Genomic DNA, 15536 nt, shown 5'->3' on the forward strand with positions numbered 1-15536 from the left:
TTCATGTGAGAAAAATTTTTCCTAATTTATCAAGGTTCATAAAAACCAATAATCAGCGGATGAACAAAACATCCACTGATCACAACTTTACTTCATATTAATACTCGTCTTCACGGAAACCAAGGTCACGAAGCTGTGACATCTTATTACGCCAATCTTTTTGCACTTTCACCCATACTTCTAAAAATACTTTAGAACCAAGAAGTGCTTCAATGTCAAAACGAGCTCTCTTACCGACTTCTTTTAACATCTTCCCTTGCTTACCTATAATAATTCCTTTTTGTGATGCACGTTCAACAACAATCGTTGCGTTTATATAAACCGCTCCGCCCTCACGCTTTTGAATTGCATCAATAACAACCGCTACAGAATGCGGTACTTCTTCACGTGTTAAATGTAATACTTTTTCACGAATAAGCTCTGAAATAATAAATCGCTCTGGATGATCCGTTACTTGATTATCCGGGTAATATTGCGGTCCTTCTGGTAAATACTTTTTAATTGCTCCGATTAACGCTTCAACGTTATTACCGTCCAATGCAGAAATTGGCACAATCTCCGCGAACTCATATAATTTACGATATTGATCAATCAACTCCAGCAATTGCTCTGGATGAAGTTGGTCAATTTTATTAATTACCAAAAATACCGGTTGTTTCGTTTCTTGTAATTTCTCAATAATAAATTCCTCACCACGACCATATCCTTCAGTTGCATTGACCATAAACAAAACAATATCAACTTCTTTTAATGTCGTTTGAGCCATCTTCACCATGAAATCGCCTAGTTTATGTTTAGGTTTATGTATTCCTGGTGTATCAATGAAAACTACTTGTGAATCATTTTCTGTATATACACCTTGAATTTTATTACGAGTTGTTTGTGGCTTATCGCTCATAATGGCAATTTTTTGGCCAATAATACGATTTAAAAATGTAGATTTCCCAACATTCGGTCTGCCAATAATAGAGACAAAACCTGATTTATAACCTTTTCTATTCATGTAAATCCTCCGCTAAAAATGCTCCTGGTAACAATTCTCCGACTGTTGTCTCTTGAACATCACCATGTAAGTTTGATAGGTATACTTTCGTATCCTGTTTACATAATTCTATCATAACTTGTCGACATGCTCCACAAGGAGGTACTGGACGCTTTGTATCCGCTACGACTGCAATAGCTACAAACTCGTTATCCCCTTCAGAAATTGCCTTAAATAAAGCTGTTCGTTCTGCACAGTTACATAAACCATATGATGCATTTTCAACATTACATCCACGATATATTTTTCCATCCTGAGTTAGTAAAGCTGCACCTACTTGAAATTTAGAATATGGTACGTACGCTCGTTTACGCGCTTCGGTTGCTTCTTGAATTAATTGTTTGCTATTCATATTCCCGCATCCTTTCCGTTCATAGATGTGAATAGATACACTCTTTCATTAAAGGCCTTCACGGCGCTCCCAAAGCTTAATAAAAGCTTCGGAATGCAACTATACCATATACGGTAAAAAGATAATAGCACCAATTACAGCAGCTATAATTGCAAATAATAAAACTGCCCCTGCTGCAACATCCTTTGCAATTTTGGCAACCGGATGAATATCGACGGTTGCTAAGTCTACTGTTTTTTCAATAGCCGTATTCACCATCTCTAAACTCATTACAATCCCTATCACAATAAGTACGACAATCCATTCCATTGTTGTAATATGGAAATAAAAGCCGCAGCATATAACGATGACTGCGGCTAAATAATGAATTTTCATATTTCGTTCATGACGAAGACAAAAGTATATACCAGCTATAGCATATCCAAAACTATCTAAAAGTTTTCCTGTTTTCATCGTCCTAATCCAAAGGCCTCTAAAATTTCTTTTTGTCTTCCAAACATTTCTTTCTCATCTTCTTCTGTCATATGATCATAACCAAGCAAATGCAAAAAGCCATGTAGTGCTAAAAACCCAAGTTCTCGATCAAAAGAATGTCCATATTCTTCAGCTTGTTCTTTTGCTCTTGGAATAGAAATAATAAGATCTCCTAACATACGCGGCATCTCTGCACCGACAATTTCCATTTCGCCTTCTCCCATTTCTTCCATAGCAAAAGAAATAACGTCCGTAGGCTGATCCTTATCTCGGTAATCACGGTTTATTTCACGAATACGTTCATTATCTACAAATGTAACCGATAATTCTGCGCCTTCTTCTATGTTCTCCATTTGGGCTGCTTTCTCTACTAAACCTCGAATCAAACTTATATATTCGTCTTTCACTTCTTCTGTTTCATCAATAAAATCAATTAATAAACTCATTCTTTCTCCTTTTCTTCCGGCGGTTCCGGATATGTAATACGGGAATGGAAAATACCATTTAACGTTTCACATAACGTTTTTCCAACGATTTGTAGTTCCTTAAATGTCAAATCACATTCACTAAATTGACCATCTTGCAGGCGATCTTTAATAATACTTTGCACTAAATTATTAATCTGATCTGGTGTTGGATGGTTCATCGAACGTACCGCCGCTTCCACACTATCAGCAATACCAACGATCGCCGACTCTTTAGAAGTTGCTTTTGATCCTGGATAGCGGAACATTTCCTCCGTATATTTCTCTTTATCTTCTTTAATCGCATTATAATAAAAATATTTAAGTAACGTTGTACCATGATGCTGTCCAGCAATATCGATAATTTCTTGAGGTATATGGTGTTCTTCTAACATTCTCACCCCATCGGTTACATGAGCAATTATAATATCTTTGCTCGTTACAGGGTCTAATCTATCATGCGGGTTTTCAATACCCATTTGGTTTTCAATAAAAAACTGTGGTTGTACCGTTTTCCCTACATCATGATAATACGCCCCTACACGCGCTAATACTCCATTTGCTCCAACTGCTTCACAAGCAGCTTCTGAGAGATTAGCTACCATTACACTATGGTGATATGTACCTGGTGCTTCTAATAAAATTTTACGCAAAAGCGGGTGATTCGGACTTGAAAGTTCCATCAATTTCATACTCGATACAATCCCAAGACCACTTTCTAAATACGGTAAAATCCCCATAGCTAGAACAGAAGAGATAATACCCGAAACAGCAGCCATTAATAATTGCACCCCAATTTCAAGAGGCGAAAAATTCCCGTTACGTAATAATAGCAAAGCCGCTAATACGACTACATTTAATACAGAAACGAGTATACCAGCTTGTAAAATCATCGTACGACGATTTTTTTCTCTCAAGAAAATACTAACTGATAATGAACTTAATAAAACATAAATCCCCACACTATAATTCAGTGTACTCGTTACACCTTCATTAAACATAATACTTCCGCATACAGAAAAGATCATACTCGTTAAAAATACAAATCGATCACCAATCATTAATTTTACAAGTATTGTTCCCATTGCAACTGGAACAACATACGCGATTCCTGCATACTCAAGCTTTTGAAACAAACTAATGATTTTCATTAAAACAATCGTGATAGACAAAATTGTAATATACGCTAAGACATACGGCCTATCTTCTCTTTTCCGCTGTAAAAACACTTCAAACTGCTTATGCATAAAGTACAATAGCACACCAATGAGTACCGCTAACCCAACATAGGGTTGAAAACTGTTCCCTTTTTCTAACAGGCCAACTAATTTCAACTGATTGTACATATCACTTGAAATCGTTTCACCTTCTCTAACAAGGACTTGCCCTTGAAGAATATAAACAGGTGGAACTAAATCTTCTTCCGCTTTTCTCTTCTCTTTTGTTAAGGTCGGATCATAAAAATAGTTTGCAGAAATCGCATATTTCCCTAACGCCTTAATAGATTCCTTTAAACCATTATCAACATTAACACTATTCATCTCACTTACATATCGTTCCTTCGCATCCTTCAATTCATCCATTTTAACATGCTCAGTCATGATACTATTAATAGCTGTAACTGTTGCATCTTTCGCTAATACTAATTGGTTCGAATCCGCATTAATTAAGTTTAGTAAGTTTGAATCAGATAATTCTTTCGTTAAATCAGTAGGCAATTTTTTTTTCAACTTGTCCACTTTTTCAGCATCAGTAATCTTTTTTTGCTCATCCGGTCCAACCGCTTTAATCTCTTGTATCACTTCATCTACTTTAGCAAAGACGTCATTCACAATATCCACTTTATTTTGTTTATACTCACTTTTATATGTATATTGATCTTCAACTTTTGTAGCGGCTTCTTTTTTCTTTTTGTCCGTTGTAACTTTATCTTCAATTTTAATAGGAGAATGGATTGTTTTTTTCGCAATAGAATATGTTGTAACATCTAATTGCTCTGGTTTTACATTATTCATAAGTGCAAAAAACAGCACTGCCCCTAATAAAACGTAAGAAATCCAACTTAGTTTTTTCGAATGTTGTAAATTACGAAACCACTTAGAAATTTCTTGAGATCTTGACATGATTTCAATACCTTCTCCTCTCCAGAAATAAAGTGAAACTATTTATAGCTTTCATTTCTTCTAGGTAACGATACTTTTTGGACAACATTTTTATCCACTATCACCTATAGTTTATTTCCCTCGTCTTTAATGATAGTAAAAAATATGTCATTCGCCAACCTTATCATACAAAAAGAAATGATCCTGACAAATAGGATCATTCCATTTTATCATATGCCTCAATAATACGTTGCACTAATGGGTGTCTCACAACGTCCGTTTGTTCCAATGTTATGAACGAAAGACCTGATACACCAGATAAAATATTAGCAGCAATAGAAAGACCTGACTTTACCCCTTTTGGCAAGTCTACCTGTGAGGGATCCCCCGTAATAACCATTTTAGAACTAAAACCTAATCGTGTTAAAAACATTTTTATTTGAACACCAGTTGTATTTTGCGCCTCATCTAATATAACAAATGAATCATCCAGAGTACGCCCTCTCATATAAGCAAGAGGTGCAATTTCAATTACACCACGTTCCATCATACGTTGTGTATATTCTTGTCCAAGAATATCATGTAACGCATCATATAGTGGACGTAAATACGGATCTACTTTTTCTTTCAAATCACCTGGTAAAAACCCTAAGCTCTCTCCAGCTTCTACAGCAGGTCTTGTTAAAATAATTTTCTTTACATACCCTTGCTTTAAAGCTCTCACAGCCATTACTACGGCTAAGTATGTTTTTCCTGTCCCAGCAGGTCCTATCCCAAATACAATATCATTCTTTTTCATTGCATGAATATATCGTCTTTGCCCCATCGTTTTCACACGAATGGATTTACCTTTTGCCGTTTTAAAAATTTCCTCTTCATATAATTCTTCGAATTGAGCAATTTTCCCTTGTTGCCCAAGCTGAATCGCATACGCAACATCTCTTTCCGAAATTGATACACCTTTACGGATAACAACAAGTAACTGTTGTAAGATTTTTTCTACGAGCACCACAGTTTCATCTGCCCCAGATACACGAACAGATTCTCCTCTAGTCACAATCGATACACTAAGTTCTCGTTCAATTACTTTTAAATGAGCATCATTTACCCCAAAAAGAGCGATTGCTTCGTTGGGATTTTCCAATTGTTGGTTCATTTCTACTAATTGTTCTGCCATTACTCAGTCTCCTTGAATATCGGATTCAGATATTGGTTGTGGCTCTGCAATATTTTCAATCACTGTATAATGTAATGTGACCTTTAGGTGATCCGCCTCAACCTCTTTACTCAAAATGTTATCACTTACAATCATAGCATGTTCATCCAATTTTTTCTTCAGTTCTTTTTCTGCCATTTCTTTCGCTACTTTCATTGCTTGTTTTTCGGTATATTCTCGGTTCGCTTCTTCCTCTTCTCGTACAATATCTTTCTCGTATGCAATTGGTAATGTAAATCCAAATAATTTCACATCATGTTTTACACTTTCAGTACGAGAGCGCTTATACTTATCCTGTAGAAATCCCCATATTTTTATTTTAGTACTCCCAAATTTAAGGAAATGTTCATTGTATGAATTACCAGTATACACTTGAAATTGTGTCTTTAACGGAACATCCACCTCAGATTTATACCACGTTTCTCCATATACAATCCCTTTAGCCGAAACAACTGTCGGATTCTCCTCATTACCATACATCCCGGATACGAGAAGTTGCCCCTTTTCCACATGGTCATTTTTCATGACAACCGGCTTCCCAACTTCCACAAATGTTTTTGTAATAATCCCTTCTTTTTTTGCTACTAAGTTTTGTGGCTGTTGTTCACTTTCTTTTTTCGGCTCATTTTTTTCAACAATCTTAAAATGATATGTTGTCCCTCTTATTTCTAATCCCGCCCAAGTAATCGCATTAATATTGTCTGTCAAATGACGTTGAACATCTTCTACACTCGGCATTTGGAATTGTAATTTACCTTTTTTTATACCCATTTTGTCCAATTCTTTCATCAATATATATTCTGTTTCAGGTTTTGCTCCTGTAATTTCAATTTTCCACACCATATTTGACAATGCGATCATTCCGAAAAAAATATTAAAAACCCAATTAAAAATCCACTATTTTTAATTACACGCTTATTCCAAAAAGGAAAACCGTAACGTCCAATAAAATATAATTTACATTCATTTTTTCTATAAATTGGTTTTATCTTTTTCACATCTCGTAATAACATACAAAAAACTAACGTTTCATCAGCTATCTTCTTTACATCCCAAACGAGTAATTTCTTCCGCACACACTCGTTAACAAAGCGTTCCGCTCCTCTACCTTCAATTCGCACCTTTACATACCCAAGCCATTTTATAAACCATTTATTTTTCATCGACTATCTCCACTACCTTTCTAAAAGTAGATACACTACTTTTCAATTCAATTATCAAACTAGCTCGTACTAAAATTTTAATTAGCAGATTCCTTGATCCTCACTAATTATTAACCTTCACGAGCCAGTTTTTTACGTGGAACTCAATTCCCACCTATCCTCTTTGTACGAACCGAATATTGAGGCCAGAACGTTACCGCCTGTTAATACAAGGTAACGAAGAAAAACTCCACAAACGGAAGTTTCTCCTCACTCCTCTTTCTTTTCATTTTCTAAAAACGTCACTTGTTCAATAATCCCTTCAAGCAACAGTTCTTCTGGAAGGATTGTTTTAATAACAAAGGATTGACCTTTAATTAATAATTGACCATGTTTCAATAGCAATCTTACCTCTTTATCTGAAAACACTAATAATCCTCGATGATTTTCTATATAGATATGTACTTGCCCAACAAGCGTGATCCGAGGTAGATCCATTAACACATCCACTGGCAGGTCTATTTGCTTCGTTAACCAATTCTTCATTTGTTCTATTTTTTTCATCTCAAAAGACCCCCTCTCATCCCATATGTATGAAAAAAGAGCTTGTAATATCACGTCCAAACTGAAAAAAGCATAAAAAAACGTCTCATACGAAATGAGACGCTTTTTTATGCTAATAGCTGGATAACCAGCTTATTCACAAGTGATCCGTCTGTTTTACCTTTTACTTTCGGCATAACAGCAGTCATCACTTTACCCATATCTGCTTTAGATGTAGCACCAACTTCAGAAATAACTTGCTTAATTATATCCGCTAGTTCTTCTTCCGTTAATTGCTCCGGCAAATATGCGCTTAAAATCTGAATTTCACTTTGCAGTTTATCAACAAGGTCTTCACGACCAGCTTTTTTAAATTCAAGGAGGGAGTCCTTATACTGTTTTACTTCACGAGCTAAAACTGTTAATTCCTCTTCTTCAGTAAGAGTATGTTGCAGTTTAATACCTTCATTTTGTAAAGCAGCCTTAACCATACGAATAACGGTTAATTTTTCTTTTTGTTTATTCTTCATCGCTTGTTTCATATCATCGTTTAAACGACCGAGAAGACTCATAACTTACACCCTCTCTTAGAACTTACGCTTTCTTGCCGCTTCAGATTTCTTCTTACGTTTTACACTTGGCTTTTCATAAAACTCGCGCTTTCTTGCTTCAGCAAGTGTACCAGTTTTAGAAACCGATCTTTTAAAACGGCGAAGTGCATCCTCCAAAGACTCGTTTTTACGAACGACTGTTTTTGACATTCTCTTTCCCTCCCTCCGAAACATCACACTTACATACTAATTTCAGCATGCAAAAAGAAACCCTTCTTCAGCATGTCTTTTACGATTATAATACATTTTATCACTTCAGGTCAACTATTTGGCAGAATAAAAGAAGAATAGATGCCCTTACCTGTTCAAAAGCTATGTAGATAGCTATTATCCTTTTCCCCTGAAGACAACTATATTTTTTATCATTACACCTTTTTTAATACAAGAAAGCATTAAATAACTACTCATTCAACGTACCTGCCTTTTCAGTACTTAACTTCTCCCCCAAAAAAAAGAAAGCATGCAAATTATTTCCGTTTGCATGCTTTTTATCCCGCTATTTGCCAGGACAGTAAGACCCCCACCTCAAAATTCAGCGAAAGCAAAGAACTTAGGTGGGGTCAGGCTGATAATCAGCGTGAATGAACAAAATCCCCCACTGATTAAAGTTTCATTTTATGCGCTTGCTGATTCTTTTTTTACATCATCTTCAAGAACACGAACAAACTGCGCTTCGTTATATGGATAACCAGCTTTTGTAATTTTCACTTTTACTAGCTTACCAATCAATTCTTCAGATCCTTCAAACACAATTTTTAAGTAGTTATCTGTATAACCTACATATAAACCTTCACGGTCACCATCTTTAAATGTCTCTTCCGGAATGATTTCAAGTACTTCACCTTCAAATCTAGAAGCATACTCTTTCGCTAATTGATTTGATAGCTCAATTAGACGGTGAACACGATCGTTCTTCACGTCTTCAGGAACTTGATCTTCCATACGTGCTGCTGGAGTACCTGTACGTTTCGAATAAGGGAAAACGTGTAATTCAGAGAAACGATTCTCTTTAATGAAATTGTACGTTTCCATGAATTCCTCTTCTGTTTCGCCTGGGAATCCAACAATTACGTCTGATGTAATCGCAAGACCTGGTAACGCTTCTTTCAAACGATCTAAACGCTCTTGGAAAAATTCCATCGTATACTTACGGCGCATACGTTTCAATACAGTATTAGATCCTGACTGTAATGGAATATGCAAATGACGTACAACTACTTCTGATTTATCTAACACTTCAATTACTTCATCAGAAATTTGACTCGCCTCAATAGAAGAAATACGAAGGCGTTTCAATCCGCCTACTTCCGCTTCCATATCGCGCAGTAATCCAGCTAAGTTATACTCTTTTATATCTTCACCGTACCCACCTGTATGAATACCTGTTAATACGATTTCTTTATAGCCCGCATCTACTAATTGCTGCGCTTGTTTAATAACTTCTTTTCCATCACGAGAACGCATTAAACCACGCGCCCAAGGAATGATGCAAAATGTACAGAAGTTATTACAACCTTCTTGTATTTTTAAAGATGCACGTGTACGGTCCGTGAAATATGGTACATCGAGCTCTTCATATACACGTGCTTTCATAATATTGCGGACAGCATTAATTGGTTGACGCTCTTTACGGAATTCTTCGATGTATCCTAACATCTTCTCACGATCTTGCGTACCAACAACAATATCTACACCTGGAATCGCCATAATTTCCGCTGGAGATGTTTGTGCATAACATCCCGTTACACAAATTACCGCATCTGGATTTTGACGTACAGCACGTCTAATTACTTGACGGCTTTTTTTATCTCCAGTATTCGTTACTGTACATGTGTTAATAACGTATACATCAGATTTTTTTTCATATTCAGTTCTTTCATAACCACCTTGTTTAAACAATTGCCAAATCGCTTCTGTTTCATAGTGGTTTACTTTACAACCTAACGTGTGGAACGCAACAGTTGCCATTGATTATCACCCCATCAATTCAAAATGATAAGAAGCGGCACTTAACGCATAAAGCGGAGCCGTTTCTGTTCTTAAAATTCTTGGTCCTAAACTACATGGTACAAATTTATGTTCACGAAGTGCGGTTATCTCTTCCTCCGCTAAACCGCCTTCTGGTCCAAATACAATCAGCAGCTTTTGGCCTGGTTTAATTGTCGCTAAGGCTTTCGCAAAATTAGATTTCTCACCTTGTTTCGCTTCTTCCTCATACGCAACAAGGCAAACATCATACTCGCTACTCATCGATAGCAGTTGTTTAAATGATGAGGGAACGTGTACTTCTGGAATTTCACTTCTATGCGATTGTTCCGCAGCTTCTTTTACAATTTTTTTCAAACGCTCAACTTTTTTATCTGCTTTTTTCGCATCCCACTTTACAATAGATCGAGATGCTTGAAATGGTAAAAATGCAGCTGCCCCAAGCTCAGTTCCTTTTTGAAAAATTAACTCTAGCTTGTCTCCTTTCGGCAGTCCACTTGCAATCGTCACGAACACAGGAAGTTCGCTTGACGCCTCTACCCATTCTACAATAGTGGTATCCACAAATTCACTGGTAATTTCAGCAATTGAACACTCTGCTGTTTTACCATTTACACAGCAATAAATGTGGTCACCAGCTGACATACGCATCACTCTTGCGATGTGATGGACATCATCACCCATTATGCGAATACTTGTCTCATTTACATATTTCTCTTCTACAAAATAACGTTGCATATAATCACCTTAGTAGAGTTTCGTTCCTTTCGTAAGTCAACACTTACGAAAAGAACGAAACGTTATCATTTTCATATAACAAACGGCAAGTCCCTCACCCTATACGGTGAGAGACTCCCCTGTTCTTTATAGACTAAAATCTATATTACGCATTTCGTGCAATAATTGCTACCCAATCTTCCATTCGAAGTACTTCTTCAATTGAAAATCCAGCTGTTTCTAACGCTTCAGAAATTACTTTTTCTTTCGCCCCAATAATACCAGATGTAATAAATAATCCACCTGGCTTCACAACTCTCGCTGCATCTTCAGGGAATAGAAGAATAATTTCCGCTAGTAAATTTGCTACGATTAAATCAACTGGACCTTCAATACCTTCTAATAGACTATTCTGTCCAACATTGACAATGTCATCTGTTTTATTTAAGCGCACATTCATTTCTGCACTTTCAACTGCAACTGGGTCTAAATCATACGCTTGAACAGAAGCCGCACCTAATTTTGCCGCAGCAATACTAAGTACCCCCGAACCTGTCCCCACATCAATCACAGTATCACCTGGCTGAACCGTTTTTTCTAACGCACGAATACACATCGTCGTTGTTGGATGTGTCCCTGTACCAAACGCCATACCTGGATCTAATTCAATAATTTTTTCATCTGGAGAAGACGGTGTATACTCTTCCCACGTCGGCACAATTGTGAATGTATCAGAAATTTGAACTGGATGATAATACTTCTTCCAAGCAGTAGCCCAATCTTCCTCATCGACTTCATTAATTGTAATAGTTCCTTTACCAATTTCGATGTCGAAAGATGGTAGTGCATCAATAGATGATTTTACACCTGCAACCGTTTCGTTTAAAGAATCCGTTTGTGGGAAATATGCTTTTACCAAAACACCCTCACTTGGATATTCATTTGGGTTAAGTGCATAAATCTCACCGTATTGTTGCTTGCGCTCTTTCGTCAACTCCGCTGGGTCCTCAATCGCAACCCCGCTAGCGCCTGCTTCATGCAAAATATGAGAGACAGCTTCTACTGCTTCTTCTGTTGTATGAATACTAATTTCTGACCATTTCACAATTTACCAACTCCATTTTTTATTTCCATTATTCCCCTTTGAAAGCACGTTTAAGCTTTCTGAATAAGCTATCATCCTGCTCTTCTTGCCCTGCAAATTCACGCAATAAATCTTTTTGATGTGAAGTTAATTTCGTCGGCACAACAACACGAACGACTACATATTGATCTCCTTGACCATATCCACGTACGTTCGGAGCACCTTTTCCTTTTAAGCGGAATTCTGTTCCTGTTTGTGTTCCAGCTGGAATTTTCAGCTTCACTTTGCCATGAACGGTAGGAACTTCTACTTCCGCACCAAGTGCCATTTGCGCAAATGTTATTGGCATTTCGCAAATAATGTGATCCCCTTCGCGTTCAAAGAATTCATGATTTCTCACATGAACAACAACATATAAGTCACCTGCCGGTCCGCCATTTACGCCTGCTTCACCTTTTCCAGATACACGAATTTGTTGACCATTATCGATACCCGCTGGAATTTTAACATTGATTTTTTTACGTTTACGAACTTTACCAGAACCATGGCATGTCGTACATTTCTCTTTAATCATTTGACCTGTTCCTGAACAATGTCCACAAGCTTGACGGTTTACAATACGCCCAAATGGTGTATTTTGTTCTACACTTACTTGCCCTGATCCTGAACAATGTTTACATGTTTCTTTTGAAGTCCCTGGTTTTGCTCCACTACCCTTACAAGTATCACATGGATCCTCCACTGGAATCTCAACGTTTAATTCTTTACCAAAAATAGCTTCTTCAAACTCTAAAGTAACTTGATATTGTAAATCAGCACCTTGACGTGGAGCATTTGGATCACGACGTCTGCCGCCACCGCCAAAGAATGAACTAAAGATATCTTCGAAACCGAAGCCACCGCCGAAGTCTCCTCCGCCACCGAAACCTTGATTCGGACCAGCGTGACCAAATTGATCATACTGCGCACGCTTTTGATCATCGCTCAATACTTCGTATGCCTCTTGTACTTCTTTAAACTTTTCAATTGCATTTTCTTCTTTACTTACGTCTGGATGATATTTTTTAGCCAAACGACGATACGCTTTTTTAATTTCATCTTTTGAAGCGCCCTGGCTAAGTCCAAGGACCTCATAATAGTCTCGTTTATTCATAAATTTGCAACCCCCGAATCTTTCACATAAACGTAATTTTAACACCGAAAGAAAGTGCTTTGCAACAAAGTTTCCTCACTTACAGTATGCAAAATAAAAAACTTAAGATCCTCACACATTTCTTCTTATTCGTGAAAAAAGCCAAAGCCAAGGCACGCTTGACTTTGACTTTTTGTCATCTTACTTATTTTATTTCACTGTATTACTTGTCTTCTTTTACTTCTTCAAACTCAGCGTCTACTACATTATCTTTTTTCGCGCCAGCGTCTTGTGCTCCTTGTGCACCTTCTGCTTGCCCTGCAGCCGCTTGAGCTTGCTCGTATAATTTAACAGTTAATTGTTGTACGATTTCTTGAAGAGCATCTTTTTTCACACGGATTTCTTCAAGTTCGTTTTTCTCGATTGCCGCTTGTAATGCTTCTTTCGCTTCCGTTGCTTTCGCTACTTCAGCTGCATCTACTTTACCTTCTAAATCTTTTACAACTTTGTCTGTTTGGAATACAAGTTGGTCAGCTTCGTTACGAAGTTCAACTTCTTCCTTACGTTTTTGGTCAGCATCAGCATTTGATTCAGCTTCTTGTACCATACGATCTACTTCTTCATCAGAAAGACCTGAAGAAGATTGGATTGTAATAGTTTGCTCTTTGCTTGTTCCTAAGTCTTTTGCACGTACGTTAACGATACCGTTCGCATCAATATCGAATGTTACTTCGATTTGTGGAATTCCACGTGGTGCTGGCGGAAGGTCTGTTAATTGGAAACGACCTAACGTTTTGTTGTCAGCTGACATTGGACGCTCACCTTGTAGTACGTGAATGTCTACCGCTGGTTGGTTATCAGCAGCTGTTGAGAATACTTGTGACTTACTTGTCGGAATTGTAGTGTTACGCTCGATTAGTTTCGTGAACACACCGCCCATAGTTTCGATACCTAAAGAGAGTGGAGTTACGTCTAATAATAGAACGCCCTCTACATCACCAGTAAGTACGCCACCTTGAACTGCAGCACCTAATGCTACAACTTCATCTGGGTTTACACCTTTGTATGGCTCTTTACCAGTTTCACGTTTAATTGCTTCTTGTACAGCTGGGATACGAGTAGATCCACCAACAAGGATAACTTTATCTAATTCGCTTGGAGCAAAACCAGCGTCTTTTAATGCACGACGAGTTGGCTCTAATGTTCTTTCAACAAGACCAGCTGAAATTTCTTCGAATTTAGCTCTTGTTAACGTTAATTCTAAGTGTAATGGGCCAGCAGCTCCAGCACTAATGAATGGTAATGAAATTTGTGTTTGTGTTACACCAGAAAGATCTTTCTTCGCTTTTTCAGCTGCATCTTTCAGACGTTGAAGTGCCATTTTATCTTGGCTTAAATCAATGCTATTTTCTTTTTTGAATTCAGCTACTAAATGATCGATGATAACTTGGTCAAAGTCATCTCCACCAAGACGGTTGTCACCAGCAGTTGAAATAACTTCGAATGTGCCGTCTGCTAACTCAAGGATAGATACATCAAATGTACCGCCACCTAAGTCATATACTAAGATTTTTTGCTCTTCATCTTGTTTTTCTAAACCGTAAGCAAGTGCTGCGGCTGTTGGTTCGTTAATGATACGCTCAACTTCTAAACCAGCGATACGACCAGCATCTTTCGTTGCTTGACGCTCTGCATCGTTGAAGTATGCAGGTACTGTAATAACAGCTTTCGTTACTGTTTCACCTAAGTATGCTTCAGCAGAAGCTTTTAAGTTTTGTAAAATGATTGCAGAAATTTCTTGAGGTGTAAAATCTTTACCTTCAACTTCTACTTTGTAGTCTGTACCCATATGACGTTTAACAGACATGATTGTATTTGGGTTTGTAATTGCTTGACGCTTCGCAACTTCCCCAACTTGACGCTCTTCATTTTTGAAAGCTACAACAGAAGGTGTTGTACGGTTTCCTTCTGGATTTGGGATAACCTTTGGTTCTCCACCTTCCATAACAGCTACACAAGAGTTTGTTGTACCTAAGTCAATACCGATAATTTTACTCATGGCGAATCCTCCTACTTTTATGTAAATTATTGATTTACTTTTACCATTGATGGGCGAATCACACGGTCTTTTAGTTTATAACCTTTTTGGAATTCTTCAACTACCGCGTTTGATTCAAATTCACTGTCTTCCACTTGCATAATAGCTTGGTGTTCATTCGGATCAAACTGTTTACCAACAGCTTCAATCGCTTCAACACCTTCTTTAGTCAACGCTTCTAGCAATTGACGATGCACCATTTCCATACCTTGTAACAAGGATTTCGTTTGCTCGTCAGTCGCTTCCACTTGCATCGCTCTTTCAAAATTATCAAGAGCTGGCAAAATATCTGAAACTAGACTTTGTGCTCTATATTTATCAGCAGCCTGTTTATCCATTTGGACACGGCGCTTATAATTTTCAAAATCAGCTTGTAGACGTAATGTGCGACCTTCCGTTTCCGTTAGTTTCACTTGTAACTCATCTACTTTTTCTTGTAAAAGAGCAGCCTCACTTTTTTCTTCTACAGTTTTTTCACTGTTTTCTGGCGTGACAGCTTCTTCAACTTGCGCTTCTTTCACTTCTTCTACCACTTGTTCGTTACGCTCTTCCACAATTTTCACCTCCTTAAAA

At 37.4% G+C, this 15536-nt stretch carries 15 protein-coding genes and 1 pseudogene; all 16 read right to left on the bottom strand.

Features of this window, described 5'->3' with window-relative positions; translation table 11 throughout:
- Window positions 1-97: 97 nt before the first annotated feature.
- Window positions 98-1003, bottom strand: a complete 906-nt coding sequence (gene era, locus JFT95_RS19145; RefSeq protein ID WP_002088672.1) for a GTPase Era — start codon at window positions 1001-1003, stop codon at window positions 98-100.
- Window positions 996-1394, bottom strand: coding sequence for a cytidine deaminase (locus tag JFT95_RS19150; RefSeq protein ID WP_002015184.1), 399 nt, complete (start codon window positions 1392-1394; stop codon window positions 996-998). Before JFT95_RS19150 ends, era begins: the two co-directional genes overlap by 8 nt.
- Before the next feature lie 99 nt (window positions 1395-1493).
- Window positions 1494-1847, bottom strand: a complete 354-nt coding sequence (locus JFT95_RS19155) for a diacylglycerol kinase family protein (protein ID WP_002143170.1) — start codon at window positions 1845-1847, stop codon at window positions 1494-1496.
- Window positions 1844-2314 (bottom strand): rRNA maturation RNase YbeY, encoded by a 471-nt coding sequence (gene ybeY, locus JFT95_RS19160; protein WP_002088675.1) that lies wholly within the window; start codon window positions 2312-2314, stop codon window positions 1844-1846. Before ybeY ends, JFT95_RS19155 begins: the two co-directional genes overlap by 4 nt.
- Window positions 2311-4455 carry an HD family phosphohydrolase gene (locus JFT95_RS19165; protein WP_002015188.1) on the bottom strand — a complete coding sequence of 715 codons (2145 nt, stop codon included), beginning with the start codon at window positions 4453-4455 and terminating at the stop codon, window positions 2311-2313. Before JFT95_RS19165 ends, ybeY begins: the two co-directional genes overlap by 4 nt.
- A gap of 196 nt (window positions 4456-4651) precedes the next feature.
- Entirely contained in the window at window positions 4652-5611 is a 960-nt protein-coding gene (locus JFT95_RS19170) for a PhoH family protein (protein WP_002015189.1), read from the bottom strand.
- A 3-nt stretch (window positions 5612-5614) separates the two neighbouring features.
- Window positions 5615-6813 (bottom strand): annotated as a pseudogene (yqfD, locus tag JFT95_RS19175) (sporulation protein YqfD).
- 249 nt (window positions 6814-7062) lie between these two features.
- Window positions 7063-7356, bottom strand: coding sequence for a sporulation protein YqfC (gene yqfC, locus JFT95_RS19180; RefSeq protein ID WP_002067170.1), 294 nt, complete (start codon window positions 7354-7356; stop codon window positions 7063-7065).
- Between the two features lie 107 nt (window positions 7357-7463).
- Complete coding sequence (locus JFT95_RS19185; RefSeq protein WP_000054578.1) at window positions 7464-7907, bottom strand: GatB/YqeY domain-containing protein; 444 nt, start codon at window positions 7905-7907, stop codon at window positions 7464-7466.
- Window positions 7908-7922: 15 nt separating this feature from the next.
- The gene (gene rpsU, locus JFT95_RS19190) at window positions 7923-8096 is read right to left on the bottom strand and encodes a 30S ribosomal protein S21 (protein WP_000048061.1); all 174 of its coding nucleotides are present in this window, start codon (window positions 8094-8096) and stop codon (window positions 7923-7925) included.
- Window positions 8097-8561: 465 nt separating this feature from the next.
- Complete coding sequence (gene mtaB / locus JFT95_RS19195; RefSeq protein ID WP_078177912.1) at window positions 8562-9914, bottom strand: tRNA (N(6)-L-threonylcarbamoyladenosine(37)-C(2))-methylthiotransferase MtaB; 1353 nt, start codon at window positions 9912-9914, stop codon at window positions 8562-8564.
- A gap of 6 nt (window positions 9915-9920) precedes the next feature.
- Window positions 9921-10670, bottom strand: coding sequence for a 16S rRNA (uracil(1498)-N(3))-methyltransferase (locus JFT95_RS19200; protein ID WP_002015195.1), 750 nt, complete (start codon window positions 10668-10670; stop codon window positions 9921-9923).
- A 145-nt stretch (window positions 10671-10815) separates the two neighbouring features.
- Complete coding sequence (gene prmA / locus JFT95_RS19205) at window positions 10816-11754, bottom strand: 50S ribosomal protein L11 methyltransferase (RefSeq protein WP_201052970.1); 939 nt, start codon at window positions 11752-11754, stop codon at window positions 10816-10818.
- 28 nt (window positions 11755-11782) lie between these two features.
- Window positions 11783-12886 (bottom strand): chaperone protein DnaJ, encoded by a 1104-nt coding sequence (gene dnaJ, locus JFT95_RS19210; RefSeq protein ID WP_002129144.1) that lies wholly within the window; start codon window positions 12884-12886, stop codon window positions 11783-11785.
- Window positions 12887-13088: 202 nt separating this feature from the next.
- Window positions 13089-14924, bottom strand: a complete 1836-nt coding sequence (dnaK, locus tag JFT95_RS19215; RefSeq protein ID WP_002015198.1) for a chaperone protein DnaK — start codon at window positions 14922-14924, stop codon at window positions 13089-13091.
- 26 nt (window positions 14925-14950) lie between these two features.
- Window positions 14951-15517, bottom strand: coding sequence for a nucleotide exchange factor GrpE (gene grpE, locus JFT95_RS19220; protein WP_098710845.1), 567 nt, complete (start codon window positions 15515-15517; stop codon window positions 14951-14953).
- Between the last annotated feature and the right edge of the window lie 19 nt (window positions 15518-15536).

The organism is Bacillus sp. TH17 (assembly GCF_016651125.1).
Lineage (GTDB): Bacteria > Bacillota > Bacilli > Bacillales > Bacillaceae_G > Bacillus_A > Bacillus_A mycoides.